Consider the following 24,708-nt stretch of genomic DNA (forward strand, 5'->3'; position numbering starts at 1 on the left):
TCATCAGGGCGCGCAGCCTCCGCAGCTTCTCCACCGGGATGTCCGGGCGGTTGGCGGCGAGGTTGTGCTGCATCTCGTCCAGGATGGCGTTGACAGGTCGCCGGCAGCGATCGGCCCGGCGGTGACCGGGAGCGGATCGGTCACCACGTCGGTGTAGTTCGCCCCATGGAAGAACTCCACCTTGTTGAGCGGATCGCCGGTGTGGCCGTTGTTCCAGACGGTGTTGACCCTGAAGCCGTGCGGGCGGCACTGGACGTCGCCGCCCTGCCAGTCGGGATCGTCGCCGCTCCAATTGCAGCGGACGCCCGTCGCGTTGGGACCGCTCCACACGCACACGTCGCCCTTGGGGCAGGTCGCGTCGGTGGTGCGCGGCGCGTTCGCGGCGAGCGCGGCCGCGGGCGCCGCGGCGGCGGTGAGCCCCGCCGCCAGCGCCCCGGCGAGCAGGCCGAGCCGGATCTTGGACATCTTCCCCTCCGTTCGTCCGAGCCGGACGGGAGAGAGCCTAGGAGGGGGCGTTATCGATCCGTTATCCGAGCGCCTGCATCACCGGGACGAACATGCGCGACGGGTCGGTCTCCAGCGGTTCGCCGTACTCCATGAGCGTCGTGCCGAAGGAGGCGGTGAGGCCGCGCTTTCGCGCCCACTCACCGAGGAACGGGTGCCGGTCATCGACGTCCAGCCGTACCGGCCGGGTCGTGTGGAGAAGCGTCTCCACCAGGCCGATCGCGGTCGAGGCGTCCCGCGCGATGACCGGGCCGGCCAGCAGGTGGTCGCCGTTGCTCCAGGCGCCGCCGAAGCCGGCGAGCCGGCCGGCCCCGTCGCGGACGACGCGGAAGTCCTCGCAGAAGGACGGGAGTCGCCGGTAGAGCTCGTCGCGCGGCGCGCCGAACACGTCCGTGTCGAGTTCGACGACGTCCGCGATATCAGCGGGAGTCAGCGGCAGCGTCTCGATCCGCGGTTCGGTGAGTTCCGACAGCTCGCCCGTATAGCTGGTGCACTGGCCGACTGCGCGGAAGCCGAGCCTCTCGTACAGGACGCGCCCGTACTCGGTGGCGGTCAGGCAGGCGCTCACGGTCTCGCGCTCCTCCAGCGCGTGCCGCATCAGCCGCCCGCCGAGGCCGCGCCGTTCGTGGCGCCTGGCGACGAGCACCATGCTGATGGCCGAGACGACCTTCCCGTACGGCGTGGACACGACCGTGCCGGCGAGCCCGCCATGCTCGCGGTCGTCCAGCCCGTACACGGCGCCGATGTCGAACAGCAGGCGCCACTTGTCCTCCTCGCGCGACCAGGAACGGTCCTGGGCGAGATCCAGGCAGGCGGCCAGATCGTCCTCCGCGTCGAGCCGCCTGATCGGTCCCTCGGCCATCTACCCCTGTCCTTCGTCGGTCTCGTCGCCGTACATGGCGTCGTGCTGCTGCCGGGGCGAGCAGACCGAGGCCGACGGGCACGAGCAGCGTCCTCCGCTGTTGAGGCGGACGCTGACGCTGTCGGACGGCACGTTCCGTCCCACCACCTGGCCCGGCCCGTTAGGAGTGTCGACGCGCGCGCCCAAGGCGGGCATGCGTTCGTGCGCCTTCACGTACAGGGGGTGCTCGTACTTCAGGCAGCACATCAGGCGCCCGCACGCGCCGGCGATCCGCAGCGGGTTGACCGGGAGGTCCTGCTCCTTGGCCATCCGTACCGACACCGGCTCGAAGTCTTTGAGGAACGTCGCGCAGCACAGGTCGCGCCCGCACGGCCCGATGCCTCCCTGCAGGCGCGCCTCGTCGCGCGGCCCCACCTGGCGCAGCTCGACGCGCGCCTTGATGTTGCGGGCCAGATCCCGGACCAGCGCCCGGAAGTCCACCCGGTGCGGCGCCGAAAAGTAGATCTTGAAGACGTTCTCGGAGTCGAGGTAGTCGACGCCGATCACCTTCATCGGCAGCTCGTGCTTGCGGATCAGGCGCTTGGCGATGGACCGGCCCTCGGCGCGACGGCGCCGGTTCTCCTCGTCCCGCGCCAGGTGCTCGTCGGTCGCGGGCCCGTCGCACACCGGCAGCCCGTCGATGTCCTCGGAGACCCACTGCGGCGCCCAGACGCACTCGGCGACCTCCGGCCCGGCGTCGGTCGGGACGAGCACCCGGTCCCCCACGCGCGGCGAGTGGGGACCGGGGTCGAGGTAGTAGAGGCGCCCGTAGCGGGTGAAGCTGACGGCCATCACCATGCCCACGGTTCCGCTCCATTCGCCCGGTTCGGTGGAAACACCCTACGTCGTTCCCCTTGTCCCAGGACGGCACCCATCGTCCCGGCGGGTGTCACCAGGCGGCGTCGAGCAGATCCTCCGCCGGCACGGACTGGCCCGCCGGACCGCGCAGCCGCCCGTCGCTCCCCGCCGCCAGCACGTGCTCGCCGGTGCGGTCGAGGTCCAGCCGCGGCGCCGTACCGGCCAGCCTCCCCTTCCACAGCGCCTTCGCCGGGGCGCCGGTGGCGGCGTCGTACGACTGGACGGTCAGCTGCCCGTTCTGGACGGCGCCCGCGAGCACGCTGCGGCCGTCCCGGCTCAGCACCGCGGCCGACGCGCCCTTGGGCAGCCGCATGACCGCCTTGCTCGCCCGCAGGTCGCCGGAGGCCGCGTTCGTGTCGAGCGCGCGGAGCTGGTGGACGGTCCTGCCCGCCGCCTTCTTCACCGGCGTGTAGACGAACGACAGCGTCGAACCGGCCCACGACATGTTCCCGATCCGTGCCGGGGCCTTGGACGTCCACGCCTTGCGCCCCGTGCCGTCCGCCGCGACGACGTCGACCCGGCTGCCGCCGCCGCGCCGGTACGTCACGTACGCGATCCGGTCGCTCTCCGGCTCGACGGCCAGGTCCGACCAGGCGGTCGAGACACCGCTGACGGTCGCGTCCGGCAGCCCGGTGAGCTTCTGCGGCTCGCCGTCCTCGGACAGCTTCAGCTTCTGGAACGTGACCTGCGCCCCCGCCTTGGTCGCCACCACGAACGAGCGCTCGCCCGCCACCGCGACCCGCTGGAAGCGCTGCCCGGCGGGGGCCGCGACGGGAAGGCCCACGTCGTGTCCGGTACGGACGTCCCGCACGACCAGCGCGGCCCCCTTGTCGCGGACGCCGACCACGTACCGCGGCCCGGTCTCGTCCCGCTCGGCCGCGGGCTTGGCGGCGCGCTCCTTCTTGCCCGACGCCTGGTGCTGGTGGACGAGGTCCACCCCGCCGCCGATGACCAGGGCCGCGCACGACGCGATGCCGATGGGGACCAGGCCCCGCGCGGCCGTGCCGAACCATGACTCCGAGGCCGGCCCCGGTTCCTTGTGCTTGCCGTCCATAGGGGTTAAGCCGCACCCGCCCTTCTCTGCCGGCCCCGTTCACTGCCCCGTAGATGACCCGTCGTTTCTATCTCATCTTCCAGATGACAAACAGCCGGGATCGCGGAGTTACCAACTCGAAGCCGACCCGTCCTTCTCCGGGGCCCCTCAACGGCCCGCCGCCAGCGCAGCCCGCGCGGCCTCGACCGCCTGCGCCCGGTAGCCCGCTCCGAACAGCGCGACATGCACCAGCAGCGGATGCAACTGGTGCAGCGGTACGCGCTCGCGCCAGCCGTCCGCGAGGGCCGACGCCTCATCGTAGGCGGCCAGGACGCGATCCAGGTGCGGAGCGCCGAACAGCGCCAGCATCGCCAGATCGGTCTCGCGGTGCCCGCCGTGCGCCGCCGGGTCGATCAGCATGGCGCGGCCGCCCGTCCCCGTCCACAGGACGTTCCCCGACCACAGGTCGCCGTGGATCCGGCTCGGCGGCTCCGCCGGGCCCGCCAGCGCGCCGAGCTCCTCGATGACGCGCTCGACGAGCCGCACGCCGTCCGCTCCGAGCGTGCGCGCCCCGAGACGCAGGAACGGCTCCAGGCGGCGCTCCGCGTACCACGGCCCCCACTCGCCCCCGACGAGCGTGTTGTCGAGCGGGAGATCGGCGATGAAGCCCTCCCAGGGCGCTCCGTACGCCGCGGGCGGGGACGTGGAGTGCAGCGCCGCGAGCTCGCGGCCGAACCGTTCGGCGGCCCCCGCCGTCGGCGATCCGGGCGGCAGCCACGGCAGGACCAGCAGGTCCTCGTCCGCCGCCAGGACCTCCGGTACGGGCGGTTCCGCCCCGCCTCCCTCGGCCAGCCAGCGCAGCCCGGCCGCCTCCGCCGCGAAGACGCCCCGCTGAGAGCGCTCCGCCGCCTTCACGAAGATCTCCCGGCCGCCGGCGAGGGCGGCGCGGTGCAGCGTCCAGGAGTGGCTGGAGCCGAGATCGGAGATCCTCTCGACGCGCGCGCCGCCGCCGACCAGCCGGGCCAGCCGTTCCGGAGAGGGGCGCGGCACGCGTCAGCCCTCCTTGAGCGCCGCGCGGATCTCGTCCAGCAGTCCCGGCATGGCCGCCTCGACCTGCTCCAGCACCAGGTCGAAGTCCGCCTCGCCGCCGTAGTAGGGGTCGGGGACGTCCAGGTCGCCGCGGTCGGCCGCCGGATCGAACTCGCGCAGCAGCCGGATCTTCTCCCGCGCCGCCGTTCCGCCTCCCGCGCCGTCCGGCCCCGGCGCCGGAGCCATGGCCCGCAGCGCCCGCGCGTGCCCCTTGTCCAGCGCGATGATCAGGTCGTACCGGTCGAACCAGTCCGCGTCGAACTGCCGCGCGATGTGCGCCGACCGGTACCCGGCGCGCAGCAGGGCCTGCACCGTGCGGGCGTCGGCGTCGTCGCCCACGTGCCAGTTGCCGGTGCCCGAGCTGTCGACCTCGACGTCCAGGCCCTCCTCCTCCACATGGTGGCGGAGGACCCACTCGGCCATCGGGGAGCGGCAGATGTTGCCCGTGCAGACGAACGTGACGCGGTAGGACATCACTCCATCCTGCCCGACCTCGTCAAGAAGCAGGACGACCCCCGGCCGGAACATCCCCGGCCGGGGGTCGCGCCGTCCGTCCGGGCTTCAGCGCTTCACGGCGCTCAGCGCGTCGATGATGCCGTCACCGTAGAACCCGTTCCGGCTCTTGGAGCCCTCGCAGGTCTGCTTGGACGTGTACTTGGCCCACTCGCCGTTCTCCAGCCGGTACCAGACGTACTCGACCGTGTTCGGGCTCGGGCAGGCCTTCGCGTTCGCGGTGCCGCGCAGGATCCGCTCGGTGGCCCGCGCGTCCAGCGTCAGCCCGCCGTTGCGGCGGTCCTTCTTCCCGTACCGGCTGACGATCAGGGCGGCGACCCCGGCCGCGTGCGGCGAGGCCATCGAGGTGCCCTGGATCGACTGGTAGTACGCGCACTTCCCGCCGTCGCAGTCGCGCAGCACGCGCGGGGTGTTCGGGGTGCCGTCCGGGTTCAGCTCGCCGCGCTCGCGGGCGATCGACTCGGGGTAGGCGGCCCAGATGCCGCGCCGGTCGTCCGGCTTGCCGTCGGCCGTGTCGACCTTGTCGCCGCCGGGGGCGGCCACCGCGACGTACCCGTTGCCGTAGCTGGAGTAGTACGCCTTGCGCTCGCTGATGCCGGTCGAGGACACCGGGATCACGTTCTCGCCCTCGGACGGCATCGAGACGCAGTTCGCCGGGACGGTCCGCTCGTACGGCTTCTCACCCGGCTCGGACGCGAAGTCCGGGCTGGACGAGTCGGTGTTGGTCTTGGTGTAGTCGATCGACTCGTTGCCGGCCGCGGCGACCAGCGTCACGCCGCGCTGGTGCGCGTAGTTCAGCGCGCGCTGCGTGGCCTGGATGATCACCCGCTGCTCGGCCTGGTCGGCCGGGGAGTCGGCCGGGTTGGCCGCGCAGTTGAACAGCCACGGGTCGATGTAGTAGCTCATGTTGACCACGTCGATGCCGTTCTTGGCCGCGTAGGTCAGGCCGTCCACGGTCGGCTGCAGGAAGAAGTAGCCCGAGTCCTGGCCGACGCGGATGTTGACGATCTGCACGTTCGGCGCGACGCCGGCCATGCCCAGCCCGTTGCGGGGCGAGGCGATGGTCGAGGCCACGTGCGTGCCGTGCTCGTTCTCGTCCACGTCCGCCGGGTCGTCGCAGGACTTGTCCGGCTCGTCCTCGCACGGCCCGTCCACCGGGTCGCCGTTGGCGTCGGCGGGGATGTCGGTGGTGAAGTTCCGGCTCAGCTTGCCGTTGAAGTTCGGCTTGATGTCGGGGTGGTCGCCGTCCACGCCCGTGTCCATCACGCCGACCAGCACGCGGCGGTCGCCCGGCTCCGTCCGGTACGAGCCCTTGGCGGTGGCGTTGATCTGCCGCATGTCCCACTGGAGGCCGGCCAGCGGCTCCTCGCCCTTGCCGGGCTTCTTCACCTGGACGGCGCCCTGCGTGCCGGCCTGCTTCTCGACGCCCTTGCCGGCGGGCGCGGCGGGGGACTTGGGCGCCTTGCCGATCACGCGGTTGGACGCCGCGCCGGCCAGCGCGCCCTGCTTCGCGGCCAGGGCCGAGAACCGCGCGTCGGACGACTTGACGGTCGCGACGCCGACATCGGTGTTCTCGCGGACGATGGTGCCGCCCGCCGCCCTCACGGCGGCCCGGGCCTGGTCGAGGGATGCGCCTTCCTGGTAGAGGACGACGTACTCCGACGTCGTCCCCTTCGCCTGGGGATTGCTCGGTACTGCCGCGGCGGGCAGCGCGAGGGCCGTCGTGGTGACGACGGCGCACGCTGCCGCGGCTGTGATCACGGCGCGCCGCAATGCACACCTCCTGGTATGGGGGGATGAGCCCGTTTTACGAACCCAGCCAGGAGACGCTACGCGTGTTGCTGTTGAGAGATGTGTACGGATAAGTAACGAAAAGGGCGACGGGATGTTGGCAAGATCACTCCGCCGCGTAGGTCAGGACGTGCGCGAGGCGAGGACGTGCGCGGTCGGAACCCGGCGGGTCAGGACGTGCGCAGCGCCAGCGTCAGGGCCTCCACGGCCAGCAGCGGGTTGACGTTCGCGCCCAGCCGCTCGCGGCAATCCATGATCGCGTCGAGCCGGCGCAGCGTGGCCTCCGGCGTGCCCTGCGACGCCGCCGTCCGCAGCTCCGCCGCCAGGTCCGTGTTGACCAGCTCCGTGCCCGCGCCGAGCTGGAGCGTCAGCACGTCCCGGTAGTACGAGGCGAGGTCGAGCAGCGCGCGGTCGATCGAGTCGCGCGTGACGCGGGTCGCCCGGGACTTCTGCCGGGCCTCCAGATCCTTGAGCGCGCCGGCCGTGCCGCGCGGCATCCGGCCCTTGGCGCTCTCGCCGAGCGCCTGCCGCAGCGCGCCGGTCTCGGTCTCGTTCAGCTCCTCGGTCATCTCCTTGGCGTCCGCCTCGGCCGCCTTGACCAGCGCCTCGGCCGCGGCCACCGCCGGGCCCACGCCCGTCAGCCGGCGCGGGATCGCCAGCACCTCGGCCCGCCGCCGGCGCGCGTCCGGGTCGGCCGCCAGCCGCCGCGCCCGGCTGATGTGCCCCTGCGCGGCCCGCGCCACGGTCGCGGCCGTCTCCGGGTCCACGCCGTCCCGCAGCGCCAGCACCTCCGCCACCGCCGAGACCGGCGGCGTACGCAGGGTCACCAGGCGGCAGCGCGACCGGATCGTCACCAGCAGGTCGTCCGGCGACGGCGTGCACAGCAGCCACACCGTCCGCGGCGGCGGCTCCTCGATCGCCTTCAGCAGCGCGTTCGCGGCGCCCTCGGTGGCGCGCTCGGCGTCCTCGAACAGGACGATCTGCCAGCGCCCGCCGCTCGGCGCGGACGAGGCGCGCAGCACCAGCGCCCGCGTCTCCTTCACGCCGTACGACAGCCCCGCGGGCCGTACCACCTCGAGATCGGCGTGGGTGCCCTGGAGCACCTGGTGGCAGGACGGGCAGTGCCCGCACCCGCGCGGCTCCTCGGTGCACTGCAGCGCCGCGGCGAACGCCCGCGCCGCCGCCGACCGGCCCGCCCCGGGCGGCCCGGTGAACAGCCAGGCGTGCGCCATCTTCCCGTCGGTCCCGACGGCGGCCCGCAGCTGCTCGGCGACCGGCTCCTGCCCCACCAGGTCATCCCAGACGCTCATGGCCCCAAGGCTACGGCCCCGCGGGCGCGGCGCGGCCGGGAATCACGCGTCGGTGATGGCCGGGAACGTGCTCGTGACGTCCTCCGTGCCGGCCGGGATCGGGTCGGGGAGGATCTCGCGGATGCGGTACTGGATCTCGCGGGTGATCTCGGCCTGCGGGCGGCGCGCGTCCAGGATCAGGTAGCGGTCCGGGTCGGCCTCGGCGAGCGCGCGGAAGCCCAGCCGCACCCGGTCGTGGAACTCCGCCGGCTCCGACTCGATCCGGTCGGCGGGCGACGCCAGCCGGCCCAGCCCGGTCTCCGGCGGCACCTCCAGCAGCACGGTCAGGTCCGGCAGCAGGCCGCCGATCGCCCAGGCGTTCACGCGGGCGATCTCCGACACGTCCTGCTCGCGGCCGAAGCCCTGGTACGCCAGCGAGGAGTCGACGTACCGGTCGCTGACCACGATCGAGCCCCGCTCCAGCGCGGGCCGGATGACGTTGGCGACATGGTCGGCGCGGTCCGCCGCGTACAGCAGCGTCTCGGCCCGCGACGACAGGCCGATCGTCTCGCGGTCCAGCAGCATCGCGCGCAGCCGCATCCCGATCTTGGTGGCGCCGGGCTCGTGGGTGGCGATCACGTCGTACCCGTGGTCGCGCAGCCAGATCGCGGCCAGCCGCGCCTGGGTGGTCTTGCCGGCGCCCTCGCCGCCCTCGAACGCGATGAACACGCCCCGGTCGCGGACCACCGCCGGGCCGCCGCTCTCGGCCTGCTCCGGCGGCGTGTACGTGTGCCCCGCCAGCGCCGCCCGGACGTCGGCGGCCAGGGGGATGCCGCGCCGGTCGTCCAGCCGCCGGTACGCGACCAGCGACGCGATCACCGACAGCACGGCGACGATCAGCAGCGCGACGCCGGGTCCGCCGATCGTGTACGCGGCGCCGCCGAGCGAGAGCCGGTGGTCGCCGATCAGCCCGGCCAGCGGCGGTACGGCCGCGACCGCGATCAGGCCGGTGACCAGCGCCACCGCGTGCAGGAAACCGAACGATCCGTCCTCGGGGTCCGGCAGCCGCACGCCGACGGCCCAGGCCACCCCGGCCGCCACGCCGAGGAACGCCGTCAGGAACACCACGACGACGAGGTTCTGCACCAGCGCGGCCGGGATCAGCGCGAGCGCGGCGACGATCGTGGCCAGTCCCGCCACGCGGCGGCGGCTGAGCGGCAGCAGCATCCGCGGGCCGAGGAAGAGGCCGAGGGCCGTCCCGACCGTCAGCCCGGCGAGCACCGACCCGAAGCCGGGGTCGCCGCCGCCGAGATCGTTCGCGTACGGGCGGGCGACCGCGACGACCGAGGCCCCGGTCAGCGCCGCCACGACACCCGCGAGCCCGAGGCCGCGCACCGGACCGGCCGCCTGGGCGCCCGCCACCGGCGTGTCCCCGCCGTGGCCGCCGCGCCCGCGGAAGATCAGCTTGAGCGGGGAGGGCGCGGTGGCGGCCGCGCGCGCGGACAACTCGCCCGCCGTGAACGTCACCCCGGCCGCCGCCAGGAACACCACCGCCGTCACGTACAGCGGCAGGTCGGCGCGGTCGGCCCCGTCGAACGCCCCGCCGGCGATCAGCGCCAGCACGGCGAACAGCACCGCCGCCACGGGCGCCGCGCCGTACGCGCCGCGCAGCACCGAACGGCGGGCCTGCGCCGCGCCGTCCTCGGGCACCAGCTCCGGTACCGCCGCGCTCACCGCCGGCGTCCACAGCACGGCCGCGCAGCCGACCAGGAACGCGGCGGCCAGCGTCCACGGCAGCGCGCCCACCAGCGGCACCGACGCCACCAGCGCGAACCGCAGCGCGTCCGCCACGATCATGACCAGCCGCCGGTCGGCGCGGCCCGCCAGCCGCGCCGCCACCGGCCCGAGCAGCACGGCCGGCAGCGCCATCAGCGCCAGCACACCGGCGATCGCCCGCGCCTGCGCCGGCAGGCCGTCGTCCGCCGTGACCGTGCCGGCCAGCGCGGCCAGCGCCGGAACGCTCAGCCAGTGGCCGAGGCTGGACAGCGACGACCCGAGCCACAGCCGGCGGAACGGCTTGATCGCCGAAACACCTGGCTGCGGCTCGACCGCGTTCAGTGACCGGGTGGCGCCCGTTCTGTTCATGTCGGTCAGGGTATCGGCGCCGTTGTCCTTAGGAGCCGGACTTTGCGGAGGTGCGACGCTTCGGAGGCGTCTTCGCCGCGGTCTTTCCGGACTTGGTCGACTTGGTGGACTTCGCCGCCGGCTTCTTCCGCCCGCCGCCGGCCGCCACCTTCTCACGCCGCTCGGCCAGCAGCTCGGCGGCGCGCTGTATCGTCACCGACTCGACCTCGTCACCCTTCCGCAGGCTGGCGTTCGTCTCCCCGTCGGTGACGTACGGCCCGAACCGGCCCTCCTTCACCACCACCGGCTTGCCGCTCGCCGGATCCTCGCCCAGCTCGCGCAGCGGCGGCGCGGCCGCCGCGCGGCCACGGCCCCGCTGCTTCGGCTGGGCGAGCAGCTCCTTCGCCTTCTCCAGCGTGACGGTGAAGAGCTCCTCCTCCGAACCGAGCGAACGGCTGTCGGTGCCCTTCTTGATGTACGGCCCGAACCGCCCGTTCTGCGCGGTCACCGGCTCGCCGTCCAGCTCGCCCAGCGTCCGCGGCAGGCTCAGCAGCTTCAGCGCGTCGTCGAGCGTGATCGTGTCGAGCGACATCGACTTGAACAGCGACCCCGTGCGCGGCTTCGGCTGGTCCTTCTTCGCCCGCCGCTTCGGCGCCGGCTTGCCGTCCTTGCCCTCCTTGGCCTCGGGCGCCTCCGGCTCCGGCAGGATCTCCGTCACGTACGGCCCGAACCGGCCCGTCTTGGCGACGATCGTGTGCCCGGTCTCCGGATCGGTGCCCAGCTCCCGGTCGCCGCTCGGCTGCGCGAACAGCTCCTCGGCCTTCGCCGCGTCCAGCTCGTCCGGCGCCATGTCCTCCGGGATGTTGACGCGGTCGCCGTCCCGGTCGAGGTACGGCCCGTACCGGCCCACGCGCACCATGATGTCGGTGCCCGCGATCGGGAACGAGCTGATCCCCTTGGCGTCGATGTCGCCGATGTCGTCGACCAGCTCCTTGAGCCCGTCGCCGTCGTCGTCGCCGAAGTAGAACCGCTCCAGCCAGCGGACCCGCTGCGCCTCACCGCGGGCGATCTCGTCGAGACCGTCCTCCATGTGCGCGGTGAAGTCGTAGTCGACCAGGTTGCCGAAGTGCTGCTCCAGCAGGTTGATCACCGCGAACGCCAGGAAGGACGGCACCAGCGCCGTGCCCTTCTTGAACACGTAGCCGCGGTCGATGATCGTCCCGATGATCGAGGCGTACGTGGACGGCCGCCCGATCTCCCGCTCCTCCAGCTCCTTGACCAGGCTGGCCTCGGTGTAGCGGGCCGGCGGCCGGGTCGAGTGCCCCTCCGCCTGGATCGAGTGCGCCGCCAGCGAGTCGCCCTCGGCCAGCGTCGGCAGCCGCCGCTCCTGGTCGTCCCGGTCGGTCGACGGGTCGTCGGCGCTCTCCACGTACGCCTTCAGGAACCCGTGGAAGGTGATCGTCTTACCGGTGGCGGAGAACTCCGCGACCTCGCCCGCCGTGGACTCGCCGATCACCCGGACCGACACCGACTGGCCCTGGGCGTCCTTCATCTGGCTCGCGACCGTGCGCTTCCAGATCAGCTCGTACAGCCGGAACTGGTCGCCGCTCAGCCCCGTCTCCGCGGGCGTGCGGAACGTGTCGCCGGACGGCCGGATCGCCTCGTGCGCCTCCTGAGCGTTCTTGACCTTGCTCTGGTAGACGCGGGGCTTGTCCGGCACGTACTGCGGCCCGAAGAGCGTCGCGGCCTGCGCCCGTGCCGCCGCGATCGCCGTCTCCGACAGCGTGATCGAGTCGGTACGCATGTAGGTGATGAAGCCGTTCTCGTACAGCTTCTGGGCGACCGACATGGCGTACTTGGCCGAGAAGCCCAGCTTGCGGCTGGCCTCCTGCTGCATCGTCGTCGTCCGGAACGGCGGGTACGGCTTGCGCGTGTACGGCTTCCGCTCGACCGACTTGACCTCGTACGGCCGCCCGGTCAGCCGCTCGGCCAGCCCGCGCGCCGCGGCCTCGTCCAGATGCAGCACATCGCGGCTCTTGAGGGTGCCGTCCGACGCGAAGTCGCGGCCCTGCGCCACCCGCTTGCCGTCGACGACGACGAGCCCGGCCTTGAACAGGCTCGGCTCGTCCTCGGTGCCCTTGCCGGTGTCGAACTCGGCCTGGATGTCCCAGTAGTGCGCCGGAACGAACGCGATCCGGTCGCGCTCCCGCTCCACCACCAGCCGCGTCGCCACCGACTGCACCCGGCCCGCCGACAGGCCCGGCATGACCTTCTTCCACAGGACGGGGCTGACCTCGTACCCGTACAGCCGGTCGAGGATCCGCCGCGTCTCCTGGGCGTCGACCAGCTTCAGGTTGAGCGTGCGCGGATTCGCCGCGGCCGCCCTGATCGCGTCCTTGGTGATCTCGTTGAAGACCATCCGGTGCACCGGCACCTTGGGCTTGAGGACCTCCTGGAGATGCCAGGCGATCGCCTCGCCCTCCCGGTCCTCGTCCGTCGCGAGGAAGAGCTCGTCGGCCTCGGCGAGCAGCTTCTTGAGCTTCTGGACCTGCTGCTTCTTGTCGGTGTTGACGACATAGAGCGGCTCGAAGCCCTGCTCGACGTTCACGCCGAGCTTGGCCCACGGCTCGCCCTTGTACTTGGCCGGCACCTCCGAAGCCCTGGGAAGATCCCGGATGTGGCCGATACTGGACTCCACGACGTAGCCGCCGCCCAGGTATCCGGCGATCGTCTTCGCCTTCGCGGGCGACTCGACGATCACCAGGCGGGTACCGGGGGAACCGTTCCCCCCGCCCTGGCCACTCTTCGCAGTGCCGTTCTTGGCTGGCACAGTCGCTCCAACCTCACTGTCTGGTCTTTTTGCACGGGCTAGCTAACAACGCTGCAAGACGCCGTTTTCATGCCCGAAAGCTCCCACCGCTGCCTATCGATCACCGCAAGGTGCGGGCCATACGTCTCACCGCTACGAACCTCCGACAGGATGACACGTCGCCACGCGGGTTGCGGACCAAGGTCTCCCCTGCCGGTCACCGGCCGGTCATAATGGTTCGCGATGGTGGAGTACACCTACCTCGTTCTACGCCTGCCGCGCGGCACCACCCGGGACGCCGCCCGGCAGGTCCTGACCGCGCACGCCGAGCACGGCGGCTGGGAAATCGATCGGTTGCGCCTCTACCCCGACGGTAGCCGCCGAATCCAACTCCGCCGCAAGATCATCCGCCAGGTGCGGACGTTCTGATCCGTTCTCGCCCGGAGATTAGCACTGCGCATCCCTCCGAGCACGCGTAGTAGTGATCTTGATTTTGGATCACCACAGCCGGCGGAGGATCCCGGCCACCGCCGCCATGATCCCGAGCGCCCAGGCCGCGCCTTCCCTGGCGCCCTGAGCGATCCCGGCGGATCCGCCGGCCGGCACATGGGCCGCGACACGCACCCCGTCCACCGGCCCGGCATCCACCGGCCATCCACCGCTGAGCCGAGCGCCGTCCCCGCCAGCCCGCCGCCCCTGGCCCGCGACCACCCGCGGCTCGACGGGCTCCTGGCCGAGGAGCGGTACCGCCTGACCGGAGCCTCGGACGCCTGGCGCACGCTCGGCGGCGGGACGGGGAGCGCCCGGCCCTGGCGCGGCCGTGATCAGGAGGCGGCGGCCGTCCGGCACGGTGATCGGAAAGCGGAGCGGGCCGAACGGCGGCTCCTGCGCGCTCCCGGCCCGTTCCTCGCCCGCCGCGTTGAGCAAGTCGTTCCTGGTCAGGCGCTGCGACGGTGGCGGGGTCCGGTCGTTTGGGCGGCCGACGCCGTCCTCGCAGACGGGCTCGGGGTGGCCCGCGACCGCTCCCGCGTTGCCGCAAACGGAGGCCGGTGCCGCGATGGCGGCCTCGCCCTGGTTGCCGCTGCCGACACCGCCGTCCCCGGACGTCGCCGGACGCGTTCCGTGCGGATCCGTCGCGCCGCCTTCGCAGGCCGCAGCCCCATGCCCGACGGCGACGCCGGTGTTCCCGCACACCGAGGAGGGCGCGCCGGACGAGCCGTTCGCCTGGTTACCGGCCGCGACCCCGCCCACGCCGCTCGTGTGCCCGCCGCCGGCGCCGCGCACATGCGCGCCTCCACGGCAGAACGCCCCCGCCTCGTGCGGAATCCCGGCGGCATTGCCGCACGCCGAGAGCGGCGCGGCCGAACCCCGTTCGACCTGGTTGCCGCTCAGCACGCCGGCGTCTCCACGGGTGACCTGCCCGCCGCCGTTCCGTACGGTCGCGCCGCCCTCGCAGCGGGCCATCGCCGTACCGGCCGCGTTCCCGCAGACGTCGACCGGGGCGCTCACCGGGGCGCCGACCTGGTTGCCGCCGCCCGCGCTCGCCGCGCCGGAGGTGACCTGCCCGGCCCCCTGCCGTACCGCGGCGCCGCCCGCACAGGACGCGACGGCCCTGCCGAAGATCGCGACGGCGTTCCCGCAGACGTTCACCGGCGCGGAGACCGGGGCCTCGACCTGGTTGCCGGCGATGATCCCGTCCTGCCCGGACGTGATCCCGCCGGTGCCGCCCCGGGCCGAAGCGCCGCCTTCGCACTCCGCCTCGGCGGCTCCGAAGATCGCCACCGCGTTCCCGCAGATGTTCACGGGCGCCGACACGGGGGCTCCGACCTGATTGCCGGCGATCACTCCCCGTTCCCCGGTGGTCGTCCCCTGGCCGCCTACGCCGGGGACCGAGGCGCCTTCCCGGCAGCCGGCGTCGGCCGTTCCGAAGATCGCCACGGCGTTCCCGCAGACGTTGACGGGAGCCGAAACGGGCGCGTCGACCCGGTAGCCCGAGCCGACACCGCCCGTCCCCGATGTCCGCCGGCTTCCGGGCTCGCCGTCCTGGCATCCGCCGCCCAGCGTCGCCGGGAGCTCAGGGCAGGACGGCGTGACGACGGGTCCGGCGGTGTCCCGTTCGCCGGTCGCTTTCCGCACTCTCGGTGAACGGGTGCTTGTGGGGGCGTTGGCTCGGGTGCCGGAGGTCGTGCCTCCCAGCTGGGCGAGCCGATCGTCCACGTACCGGCGGTCGGGGGTGGGGCCCGCCAGTGCGGTGGTGGGGACCACGGTGGCGCCGAGAGCGGCGAAACCGGCGGTCAGCGCGGCCGTGCGGGCGGTGGTTCGGGCCCACGTACGCATGGATGCTCCGAAAGGGGATCGAGGGAACGGGTGGATGGCCCGAGTCGGAGGGGCGGCCGGAACGGCCGTGCTCGGGCGAGGCGAGGGGTGCCGGCGGCTAGTCGGGCGAGAAGGTGGGGGCGTCCGCGGTGATGCGGGCGTCCGGAGAGAGCGCGTGCGCGAGGGGCGGCTGCTCGGGCCGTACGGGAGCGGCGTTATGGGGCTCGCCGGAAAGAGGGCCTGCCAGGAGGAACTGTCCCGGGGGCTGGGTCTCGGCGGCGATGTCGTCCATCGGGACGGTTTCCACGGGTACGTCAGGTAGCGCGGGCGGCCGATCGAGCCGGACGGCCGGCGGCTGGCCGGACTCGGCGCGGCGGACTCGCGGGGCGGCCTCAGGCCGCTCGGCGGGGCGTTCGCGTACCCAGGAGATGCCGGTGTCGGTCGCGCCGCCGTTGACGACCTGCTGCACCGCGGGGCGGATGGGCCGCGCCGGGGGGTGTGAGCGCAGCAGCTCGTCCACTCGCCGCTCGGCCATGTCGACGAGGCGTTCGACGGCCGGGGGCGGCGAGGGCGGCGCGTCGGCCTGAGCCTGAGCCGCGCCGCCCAGCAACCACCCGGCGATGACGAGCCCACCGAGGACGAGCAGCCGGCGTGACGCGGCGGTGACCGCCCGCTTCCACGTCGCGCCGTCCACCACCGGTGCTCCCCGTCAGTCGCCGTACCCCCATGCACGGATCAAGGATCCGCACGGAAAGTGACGGTAGCACCACGCAGGGCGATACGGGGAGTCTTTTCCCGGAAAATCTAGGCGCGGTCGAGAAAACGGTCGAGGACCTTGACGCCGAAGTGCAGCCCGTCCACGGGAACGCGCTCGTCGATTCCATGGAACATTCCGGAAAAGTCCAGATCCGCCGGAAGTCGCAGGGGCGCGAAGCCGTAGCAGCGCATTCCCAGCCGGGCGAACGCCTTGGCGTCCGTACCGCCGCTCAGGCAGTACGGGACGGGCAGCGCCCCCGGATCCTCCGAGGTCAGCGCCTCCTCCATGGCCGCGACCAGGGCGCCCTCGTACTCGGTCTCGATCGCGTGGTCGTGATGTACGAATTCCCGTTTGACGTCCGGGCCGAGCAATTCGTCCACGGTCGCGAAGAACTCATCCTCGTACCCCGGAAGGAACCGGCCGTCGACCTGAGCCGTCGCCTCCTGCGGAATGACATTCGTCTTGTATCCGGCGTCCAGCCGGGTCGGATTGAGCGTGTTCCGCAGCGTCGCGCCGATCATCCGCGCCAGCGGCCCGATCCGCTCCAGGCACGCCTCCGGCCGCTCCGGGTCGAACTCCACCCCGTACGCCAGGCACGCCCGTTCCAGGAACGCCCGCACGGTCTTGGTCAGCCTGATCGGGAACTCGTGCGACCCCAGCCGTCCCACGGCCGCCGCCAGCGCCGTCACCGCGTTGTCCGGATGCACCATCGACCCGTGCCCCGCCGTCCCCTTGGCGGACAGCTCCATCCAGCCGATCCCCTTTTCGGCGGTCTCGATCAGATACATCCGCCGATCACCCGGAACGGTCAGGCTGAACCCCCCGACCTCCCCCACGGCCTCCGTACACCCCTCGAACAGCTCGGGATGCTCCTGGACGAGCCACTGCGCCCCCCATTTCCCCCCGGCCTCCTCATCCGCCAGGAAGGCCAGCACCACGTCCCGCGGCGGCCTGCGCCCCTCCCGCATCCGCTGCCGCACGACCGCGAGGATCATCGCGTCCATGTCCTTCATGTCCACGGCCCCGCGCCCCCAGACGCACCCGTCGGCGATCTCCCCGCCGAACGGATCGTGCGTCCAGTCCTCCTTGCGCGCCGGCACCACGTCCAGGTGCCCGTGCAGCAGCAGCGCGTCCCGCGACGGATCCTCGCCCTCGATCCGCGCCACCAGGCTGGTCCGCTTCGGATGCGACTCGAAGACCTGCGCATCGACCCCGACCTCGGCCAGCTTTCCGGCCACGTACTCGGCCGCGACCCGTTCCCCCGGGCCCGAATGGTCCCCCGGATTGCTGGTGTCGATCCTGATCAGTTCCTGGCAGAGCTGGACGACCTCGTCCACGGTGATCACCTTCGCGCCGACGCTGCGTACCCGACCATCGTGCCCCTCCGGCCGCGTCGCCGCGACTCCGGACCTTTGGTAGGGTGAAGCCCGCCGCAGCAGTCCTGCGGCATGTCCGGGTGGCGGAATAGGCAGACGCGCTAGCTTGAGGTGCTAGTGCCCTTTACGGGGCATGGGGGTTCAAGTCCCCCCTCGGACACCAGTACATACACAAGCGCCAGGTCTCTGACCTGGCGCTTGTGCTGTTCGGTGACTATAGGCGAGAGCGCGGCGGCCTCATAACCGCTGGCCAGGGGCATGGGAGTTCAAGTCCCTCCGAGTACACCTCGTCCCTCGGTATGGGCGTTCGTCCTCGTAGCTTGGCGGTACTCCGGCTCGGCCAGGCGCACACACAAGGAGCCGGCCCGGCTAGCTCGGTCTGTCGCCCGGCGCGGGTGAGATGGTGCGGTCATGGACGTCTCGGCGGAAATGTGGGACCAGCTGCACGGCGCTGGAAACGAGCATCGATTCGGGCGAGGACAGGTGGTGCTCCGGCAGGGAGAACCTGCCACACACGTGCTGTTGCTGGTCTCGGGCCGGGTGAAGGCTTCGCTCACGCTGCCTGACGGCGAGATTCTCCTGCTGGCCGTCCGGGGACCTGGCGAACTTCTTGGAGGCATGGCCGTGCTCGGTGGGGACGACCGGTCGGCGACTGTCACAACGATCGAGCCGTGCGTCATGCGGGCGCTGTCCGCCGAACGGTTCCGGGCCCTGGTGCGTACGGCCGACCTAGAGACCGAGTTGCTTCGACGAGCGATGCGGCGCATCCGTGAGGGCGAGGTATGGCGAGCCGAGACGGCTTCGTTGCCCGCAAGTTCGCGGGTTGTGCGGGCACTCGTACGACTCGCGGCGCCAGGCACGGACGACCCGGTGGACGTAGGACTCGGCCAAGTAGAGGTTGGCCAGGCAGTTGGGCTGTCCCGCAGCGTGGTCGCCGCCGAACTGGCCAAGTTGCGCGAGCAGGGCATCGTGCGCACGACCCGGCGGCGGATTCTCATCACCGATCCGGCACGGCTGCGAGCCCTGGCCGCATCGGGACACGGGAACGTCTGAAATCCGACAGTTGTTCCGACCAGCAGTCGGCATGGTGGTGGAAACGCGCCCCTCGTCCAGGAGACACCACCGTGGAACAGTTTCGTGCACTGCTCGTGGTAGATGCGGAGAAGTTCAGCACGCACCCTGACGCCAAGCTGCCCGACCTCCATATGGAGATTCGAAAAGTGCTGGCCAGAGCATGCCATGCCAGCGGAAACGGGCTTGGTGTGGCCTGGGAGAACGCCCGGTTCATGGAAAGCACCGGGGACGGAGTCCTAACGATCCTGCCGTACGAGTCGAGTCCCGCACTCATCGATCCGTTCCCGCGCAGGCTCCAAGACGCACTGCACGATGCGGCGCCGGCTTTGCGAGCCCGAGAGTTGCGGCTGCGGCTGCGGGTGGCGCTGCACGTTGGACTCGTGGACGACGAGCGTTCCGACGCGCCCGGTATCTCCACCGCGACCGTCGACGTCAGTCGGCTTCTCGACTGCACCCCTCTCCGTGCGGCCCTCGACGACAGCGACCCCAAGGTGACCTTCGCCGCGTTCATGCTGTCGGAGGACATCTTCCGGCACCTGGTCTTGGGAGGACGAACGAGCATGCGGGAGAGCCAGTTCACGGAGGTGGCGGTGAAGGTGAAGCAATATGCCAGGCCTGCCTACCTGTACGTGCCCGTCCCGTCCACCCGCTCTGCGGATCCCGCGGGCCCGTCCACTGTCCCGGAGCGGGCGCAGGAAGCGTCCCCGTCTGCTCCCGGTGGCACAACGGTCAGCGGGATCACCATCAGCGGAGACGGTGCACAGGCTGCTCTTGGCAACACCATCGGCGGTGATCTCCGCCAGGAGCGGTCATGACGATCGAGAACGTCGAAATCAGCGGCGAAGAGGCGCAGGCCGCGATCGGTAACACCGTTAACGGCGACCTCGTGCAGCAGCAGATCCGGATCGTGCGGGGGCGTCCCCGGATGGTCATGACGGAGGAGCAGATCGTCAAGCGGGTCACCGGTTACGTGACCGCCCACAACCACGATGAGATCGTCGGGGCGCTGCACCGCTTCCAGGCGGTCGCCGTCACCGGTCCGCCGCGTTCCGGTACGACGACCACGGCCATCGCGGCGCTCCGGCAACTGCGCCCCGACATGCTCATCCGGTATTTCTCCGCCGGTAACGACGATATGGAGGAGATCGAGATCGGTGGCGCCCACGGGTACCTGGTACGCGCGGGAGACGAATCGAGGACGAGTCTGGGTGGATGTCTGGAAAAGGTCCGCGGCGCCGGCGGTTACCTGCTGGTCGTCGGCACGATGGAGGAATGCAGACCGTTCGCCGAGTACCTCGCCACGATCGAGGTTAAACCGCCCGCGGCCCACGCGGTCTACCGACACCGGTTGTACTGCCGCGGCCTGCACGGCACGGCCTGGCCTGACTGGCCGAGAGCAGCACAACTGTTAGACGGCGCCCTGCCTGGGGACGGGCGGCGGCTAGCTGATCTCGTCCTGGATGTCACGGCGGTCAACGGAGATGCTCAGCAGGTCGAGCGCGCTTACCTGGGCTGGTCCGACGAATTGCGCGACTGGTTCGGCAAACATTCGGATCTGCGAGAACAGACCCTGATGGTCGCCGCCGCAACGATCACCCCGGCCGACGAGACGAGCGTGTACGACGCGGCCCTGTGGCTGGCGCGGCAGTTGGAGATGCCGGTCGCGGGAGGCGGACTTGCCTGGTGCCCGAAAGCGGAGCTCGCCACGGTCCTCGAAGCGGAACGGGATGGGAGCACGATCGTGTTCCGGCGCCCGGCGTATCGGGAATCGGTGCTCCGGCACGTGTGGAACGAGTATCCCCTGACTCGCATGGACCTGCTGGCATGGCTGTCGAAGCTGGCGATCGAGGCTGCCGGTCTGGAAACGACGTTGCGTCACCGGCTTGCCGAGGTGTTCGCCGACCTGGCGGCCGAGCACGAGCAAGCGCAGGTCATCACCGAGACGGCCCGCAGGTGGGCCGACAAGGAACAGTTGGGCGCGGATCTGGCCTACATCGCGCTCGCCCGAACCTGTCTCGACCCGAAAGTCGGTGGGCGCGTCCGCAGACGCCTCTACGAGTGGTCGAGAGAGCGTCAAGCGCCGCAAACGCTAAAGCTGACGATCGCGCGGGTTTGCCAAGTACTGGGGCAGACCTACCTGTCGATCGCGTTGACCCGCCTCAAGCATCTGGCGACGTACGGCGACGAGCAGATCCAGCACGAAGTCCAGCAGGTGGCCCTCGAATTGGCCACCCAGCACCGGGCCGCCGTCATCGCCGCGGCAATGAGTTGGTGCGAGTTGACTCCCAATCTGTCGAGGCAGGACAGAGCACGTCGGGCCCGTGCCGGGCTGCGGCTGCTGTGCGCCTTCCTGGACGGGGAAGGTAGCGCCGGCCCGCACCATCTGCAGCGGGTATTGGGGGTCCTAGGAAATCTGGCGGCACAAGGCGGGCCGGAGATCAGGCCGATCGTTCTCAACCAGGCTCGGGAGCTCGCCGTCCAGTATCGCGCGGACGTCATCGCGACCGCGCTGGCATGGGCGGAGGCCGGCAACCGCGACGACCGGTACCGGGACGTGCCACCGCAGGCGAAGATCGGAACTGAACTGTTCTTGGCCCTGGCACCCCAACGCGACCAACTCGGGTACGCCGCGATCCTGACCGGGCCCTCTGCGGTCGATCCGCACGCCTGCACCGCCGCCTGGGCAGTGGCTCTGGACGCCGAACCACTCCCTGCGCCCGTGTCCGAACACGTCCAGGCTCGGGGAGGACCGCGACGCGACACCGCCTACAAAGGTTTCGAGGATCTCACGAGGCTGTGGCTGGACACCGCCACGGGGCACCGCGACCTGCGGCCCGAGATCGTGGCATCATTCGCCGCAGCGGCGGAGGGCGCCCCAGGCCGGTCGCAGGTATTGGTGGCACTCGCCCGCACCTGGGCGGGGGCGGACTCGCAACGGCAGGGCGTGAAGGAGGATCTCCTCGTACGGCTGCTCCAGCCCGAGTGGCAGCGGATCATGCTGTGCCTGCGGGTGTGGCTGCTCCGCAAGCTGGGCGCACGACGCTGACAACATGGGCCGTGCCGGCGTCGAGGCCCCAGGTTCCACCACACCCATGCAGGTCGCCGCCGCCCTCGCCATTCCTTTAATAAACTCGGGTTTCCCCGGGCGACGCCTTACCTGGACGCCCTCACTCTCAGGTCGTACACCTGATCGGCGTCACCGATCGGTCCTCCATAGCCGTGAGCTGTTAGGAATGTATACTTCTGGAGACACTCTGCCATTGGCTCGCCTCTGTGTCGCCTCCCGTAAGGATCCGGTGAGGTCGGTCCCTCGGAATAGCGTCTACATGTGACACTGGTTGTGAGCGGCCAACGACCACAGAGCGACCGCACAGGTGGAGGCTTCGGGACGACCCCGGGCCTCCACTTCGCGTTTCCGGGGATAGAAGGTCATCATCAGACCGATCTGAGGGCCGCATTGTCTCCGGCACCCGCCTGGAACCCTCCCCGGCATCATTGGAGGTCCGATACTAAAGGAGTGCCGCCCATGCGACTGGTTTTCGATCCCGTGTCCGGCGGAGTCGACGTCACCGGTTCAGCGGAGGAACTGGCGGAGCTGGCCCACGCGGTGACCGAGGGCGAAGGGTTCGTCGGCTCCACACCATCCCTGGACGGAGACACCCTGGCGGGTATCGAGGTCAGGAAGGCTCCGGGCACCGGGGTTCTGATCGAACTCGACGCCTCGCGGCAGGTCCTGGTGATCAGCGGCGATCCTGGAGCCAGGGCGATCTTGGCGGACAATCTGGAGGCCATGGCGACCGCCGAGGACGGCGGCCACCTCCACATCGACCACTTTCCCGAGCACCCCTATCTCCTCGAAGGGTCGGTGCCGATCGTGGTCAGCAGCCCCCACGGAGGCATGCCGGCCCGATGAGCGGGCGGCGACGCCTCGCCCCCACTTGTTGATCAGTCGCTCGACGGCGGACGGATCCGACCGGCGCGACCGTCAGCCCTGGGGATGCGGATAGGTGGGTGAGCGCTGCTGGAAGGCGAGGATGGCGGGGTTCTGGATGACACCATCGCGGATCTCCACGGCACGCTGGATGACCTTGTCGTTCTCCAGGCCGGAGGGGCCCGCGAGCAGCGTGCGCAGGTGTGGCAGAAGTGCCTCGCTGATCTCCCAGGTCGCGGACTCCCACAGATAGGACGGGCTGTGGTCGACGCCGTAGTGACGGACGTTGTCGCCGACCGTGAACATGGGGTCGTCGAACGAGGTCGGTCGCGCCCACTCGAAACCCATTCCCGCGTCGCAGGACACGTCGATGACGAGCGTGCCCGGGGAGAAGAGCGGCAGGTCGCCGGAGACGGCGAACATGAACGGGGCGTCGGTGTCCTGGAAGACGCAGTTGACGATGATGTCATGCCGGGCGAGGAAGGACGCGGTGGCGACCAGGCCGTCGTCGGCGCGGACCTGGGTGAGGGACGGGTCGTCCGGACGGCGATCGAAATGGACGATCCGGGCCGAGTGGATCGGTGAGCCGACCGCGCTCACGCCCCGTTGCGTCAGGATGTGGACGTCGTGGACGCCGTGTGCGTTCAGCGCCGTGACCGCGCCCCGGCCGGTGGCGCCGAAGCTGATGACGGCGGCGCGCCGGCGCCTTCCGTAGGCGCCCGTCGCGCCGGTGAGGGCGAGGGCGTGCAGCACCGAGCAGTAGCCGGCGAGTTCGTTGTTCTTGTGGAAGACGTGCAGGCCGAACCCGCCGTCGGAGTTCCAGTGGTTCATCGCCTCGAACGCGACGAGCGTCAGCCGTCCGTCGACCGCGAGCTGGGTGATCTCCGGGTCCTGGACGCAGTGCGGCCAGCCCCACAGGATCTGGCCGGGGCGCATCCGCTTGAGATCGTGAGGCTGCGGTTTGAGTATCAGGAGGACGTCACAGCGGGCGATGAGCTCGTCTCGGTCCAGCAGTCCCGCGACATGCGGTGCCAGTCGCGCGTCCGATACGCCGAAGGCCTCGCCGTATCCCCGTTCGAGATAGACGCGCGAGCGGAGCAGGGGATCGATCCGCTCGATGTGCGCGGGGTGGATCGGTTGCCGGCGTTCGTTCTCCTTGCCGGATCGCGCGGTGATTCCGAGCGTCAGGCCCGTCGTCCCTCCGTCGCCGCTCACCAGGCCTGCAGGATGTGGGGACGGCGGGAGACGGGTGCGGCTCCCCCGGCATGGCTTCGTGCGGGCATGAGATCTCCGATCGTTGACCGGTGGCGGCCCAGGCCGCTCCACCAGAAGGCGTGCGGGGTCAGCGGTTCCGCCACAGTCCCGGCGAGCGGGTCCTTCCGGGAAGCCCGCCGGTGCGGAAGATCAGAGTGAGCACGACCGCTCCGGCGGCCAGGGCGGCCAGGGCCATGACCACCGCCATCAGAGGTGCGGTGGTCGCCCAGAACACCGTGAAGACGATGAGCGCGACCGCGACGATGGACAGGGGACCGGCCGGGCTCAGCCGGGAGGCCCGGATGACGTGGTCGGCGTCGGCATGGCGCGTGGAGCTCGGGAGTGGCATGGCTTCCCCCTTCGGGGGCGAGCCGGCGTGGCGTGTCAACCGGAGGCGAGATGCCGTCATTGCCGGATATCGACAGTCTACGTGCGCGCCGTACCCGAACGGGCTGCCGCTCCCGCAGGGCACCGGGACTCCGATATCGCCGCGTGCGCCCTAGAGAGGTTCGCTGATCCAGCGCCAGACACCCGACTCGTGCCGCGCGCGGAGGAGTTGCGCGCCGCTGGAGTCGGCGAGCTCGGCGACCGCCCGGATCAGCTGACGGTGGAAGTCGTCGGGCGGGCGGGCGCCGGTCGCGCCCCCCAGGAGGGACACGCTGACCTTCGCGTCGTCACGGAGCTGCGCGGTCAACCGTCCGGTCTTATCCAGGCGGAGCATCACGATCGCATCGGCGCGGACCATGTCATGGCCGCCGGCGGCCTCGATCCATACCTCGGACAACGTTCCGACCTCATCCCTTTGGCATCGACGGTCAGCAGTGCCTCTCTCAACATAGAGGGCTCGTCATCACGTCCGTCGTAGCGCGGCGACGGACTGCGCCCGTTCGGGCGAGGCGGGTCATGATCACCGCGGACGGTAGTCGCCGGCGCCGTGGAGCGGGTCCCGCATGGAGATGGTGCTACGTCCGCAAACGTCTGGTCTGACGAACCCGGTCAGGCGCCTCCTCCCACCGGTCGGCCGCACCAGTCCGCTCGCGGATCGAAAATGCTCGGATACCTAGAGTTATCACTGTGGCGGCGGGCAGG

The 24,708-nt window shown here is 71.1% G+C and carries 21 protein-coding genes and 1 tRNA gene; 6 read left to right on the top strand and 16 right to left on the bottom strand.

Features of this window, described 5'->3' with window-relative positions:
• Positions 1-3 precede the first annotated feature (3 nt).
• The 10 genes from AB0881_RS27235 to topA all read right to left on the bottom strand — a co-directional run bounded on the left by AB0881_RS27235 (position 4) and on the right by topA (position 12,863).
• Entirely contained in the window at positions 4-465 is a 462-nt protein-coding gene (locus AB0881_RS27235; protein WP_366621216.1) for a peptidase inhibitor family I36 protein, read from the bottom strand.
• 61 nt (positions 466-526) lie between these two features.
• Positions 527-1,366, bottom strand: coding sequence for a GNAT family N-acetyltransferase (locus AB0881_RS27240; protein ID WP_366621218.1), 840 nt, complete (start codon positions 1,364-1,366; stop codon positions 527-529).
• Complete coding sequence (gene ricT / locus AB0881_RS27245) at positions 1,367-2,203, bottom strand: regulatory iron-sulfur-containing complex subunit RicT (RefSeq protein WP_366621331.1); 837 nt, start codon at positions 2,201-2,203, stop codon at positions 1,367-1,369.
• A 91-nt stretch (positions 2,204-2,294) separates the two neighbouring features.
• The gene (locus AB0881_RS27250; protein WP_366621220.1) at positions 2,295-3,317 is read right to left on the bottom strand and encodes a hypothetical protein; all 1,023 of its coding nucleotides are present in this window, start codon (positions 3,315-3,317) and stop codon (positions 2,295-2,297) included.
• A gap of 147 nt (positions 3,318-3,464) precedes the next feature.
• Positions 3,465-4,346: a fructosamine kinase family protein gene (locus tag AB0881_RS27255; protein ID WP_366621222.1), complete on the bottom strand. Its 882-nt coding sequence runs from the start codon at positions 4,344-4,346 to the stop codon at positions 3,465-3,467.
• A 3-nt stretch (positions 4,347-4,349) separates the two neighbouring features.
• Entirely contained in the window at positions 4,350-4,859 is a 510-nt protein-coding gene (locus AB0881_RS27260) for a low molecular weight protein-tyrosine-phosphatase (protein ID WP_366621224.1), read from the bottom strand.
• Between the two features lie 87 nt (positions 4,860-4,946).
• Positions 4,947-6,659 carry a S8 family serine peptidase gene (locus AB0881_RS27265; protein WP_366621226.1) on the bottom strand — a complete coding sequence of 571 codons (1,713 nt, stop codon included), beginning with the start codon at positions 6,657-6,659 and terminating at the stop codon, positions 4,947-4,949.
• A 200-nt stretch (positions 6,660-6,859) separates the two neighbouring features.
• Positions 6,860-7,999, bottom strand: coding sequence for a DNA polymerase III subunit delta' (locus AB0881_RS27270; RefSeq protein ID WP_366621228.1), 1,140 nt, complete (start codon positions 7,997-7,999; stop codon positions 6,860-6,862).
• Between the two features lie 42 nt (positions 8,000-8,041).
• Positions 8,042-10,123, bottom strand: coding sequence for a dTMP kinase (gene tmk, locus AB0881_RS27275; RefSeq protein WP_366621230.1), 2,082 nt, complete (start codon positions 10,121-10,123; stop codon positions 8,042-8,044).
• A 28-nt stretch (positions 10,124-10,151) separates the two neighbouring features.
• Positions 10,152-12,863 carry a type I DNA topoisomerase gene (topA, locus tag AB0881_RS27280; protein ID WP_366621232.1) on the bottom strand — a complete coding sequence of 904 codons (2,712 nt, stop codon included), beginning with the start codon at positions 12,861-12,863 and terminating at the stop codon, positions 10,152-10,154.
• A 291-nt stretch (positions 12,864-13,154) separates the two neighbouring features.
• On the opposite strand from topA, the gene AB0881_RS27285 reads away from it, so the two are divergent.
• Positions 13,155-13,340, top strand: coding sequence for a DUF5703 family protein (locus AB0881_RS27285; RefSeq protein ID WP_366621234.1), 186 nt, complete (start codon positions 13,155-13,157; stop codon positions 13,338-13,340).
• 69 nt (positions 13,341-13,409) lie between these two features.
• On the opposite strand, the gene AB0881_RS27290 is transcribed toward AB0881_RS27285, so the two are convergent.
• The 3 genes from AB0881_RS27290 to AB0881_RS27300 all read right to left on the bottom strand — a co-directional run bounded on the left by AB0881_RS27290 (position 13,410) and on the right by AB0881_RS27300 (position 17,321).
• Positions 13,410-15,248, bottom strand: a complete 1,839-nt coding sequence (locus AB0881_RS27290; RefSeq protein ID WP_366621235.1) for a chaplin family protein — start codon at positions 15,246-15,248, stop codon at positions 13,410-13,412.
• A gap of 97 nt (positions 15,249-15,345) precedes the next feature.
• Positions 15,346-15,921 (bottom strand): hypothetical protein, encoded by a 576-nt coding sequence (locus AB0881_RS27295; RefSeq protein ID WP_366621237.1) that lies wholly within the window; start codon positions 15,919-15,921, stop codon positions 15,346-15,348.
• A 110-nt stretch (positions 15,922-16,031) separates the two neighbouring features.
• Positions 16,032-17,321, bottom strand: coding sequence for a M20/M25/M40 family metallo-hydrolase (locus AB0881_RS27300; protein WP_366621239.1), 1,290 nt, complete (start codon positions 17,319-17,321; stop codon positions 16,032-16,034).
• A gap of 113 nt (positions 17,322-17,434) precedes the next feature.
• Between AB0881_RS27300 and AB0881_RS27305 the strand changes: the two genes are divergently transcribed.
• The 5 genes from AB0881_RS27305 to AB0881_RS27325 all read left to right on the top strand — a co-directional run bounded on the left by AB0881_RS27305 (position 17,435) and on the right by AB0881_RS27325 (position 22,347).
• Positions 17,435-17,523: transfer RNA gene (locus AB0881_RS27305), tRNA-Leu, on the top strand.
• Positions 17,524-17,771: 248 nt separating this feature from the next.
• Positions 17,772-18,413: a Crp/Fnr family transcriptional regulator gene (locus AB0881_RS27310; protein ID WP_366621241.1), complete on the top strand. Its 642-nt coding sequence runs from the start codon at positions 17,772-17,774 to the stop codon at positions 18,411-18,413.
• Positions 18,414-18,484: 71 nt separating this feature from the next.
• A complete protein-coding gene (locus AB0881_RS27315) occupies positions 18,485-19,249 on the top strand; it encodes a hypothetical protein (RefSeq protein ID WP_366621243.1) in 765 nt (254 codons plus the stop codon).
• Positions 19,246-21,480 (top strand): hypothetical protein, encoded by a 2,235-nt coding sequence (locus tag AB0881_RS27320; RefSeq protein ID WP_366621245.1) that lies wholly within the window; start codon positions 19,246-19,248, stop codon positions 21,478-21,480. Before AB0881_RS27315 ends, AB0881_RS27320 begins: the two co-directional genes overlap by 4 nt.
• Before the next feature lie 480 nt (positions 21,481-21,960).
• Positions 21,961-22,347 carry a hypothetical protein gene (locus tag AB0881_RS27325; protein WP_366621247.1) on the top strand — a complete coding sequence of 129 codons (387 nt, stop codon included), beginning with the start codon at positions 21,961-21,963 and terminating at the stop codon, positions 22,345-22,347.
• Between the two features lie 72 nt (positions 22,348-22,419).
• Here AB0881_RS27325 and AB0881_RS27330 read toward each other — a convergent pair whose 3' ends face one another.
• From AB0881_RS27330 to AB0881_RS27340, 3 genes are all read right to left on the bottom strand, one after another.
• On the bottom strand, positions 22,420-23,580 hold the full coding sequence (locus AB0881_RS27330; protein WP_366621249.1) for a N(5)-(carboxyethyl)ornithine synthase: 1,161 nt from the start codon (positions 23,578-23,580) through the stop codon (positions 22,420-22,422).
• 127 nt (positions 23,581-23,707) lie between these two features.
• Positions 23,708-23,968, bottom strand: coding sequence for a hypothetical protein (locus tag AB0881_RS27335; RefSeq protein WP_366621251.1), 261 nt, complete (start codon positions 23,966-23,968; stop codon positions 23,708-23,710).
• Between the two features lie 150 nt (positions 23,969-24,118).
• Positions 24,119-24,403 (bottom strand): hypothetical protein, encoded by a 285-nt coding sequence (locus AB0881_RS27340; RefSeq protein ID WP_366621253.1) that lies wholly within the window; start codon positions 24,401-24,403, stop codon positions 24,119-24,121.
• Between the last annotated feature and the right edge of the window lie 305 nt (positions 24,404-24,708).

This window comes from Spirillospora sp. NPDC029432 (assembly GCF_040703975.1).
Lineage (GTDB): Bacteria > Actinomycetota > Actinomycetes > Streptosporangiales > Streptosporangiaceae > Spirillospora.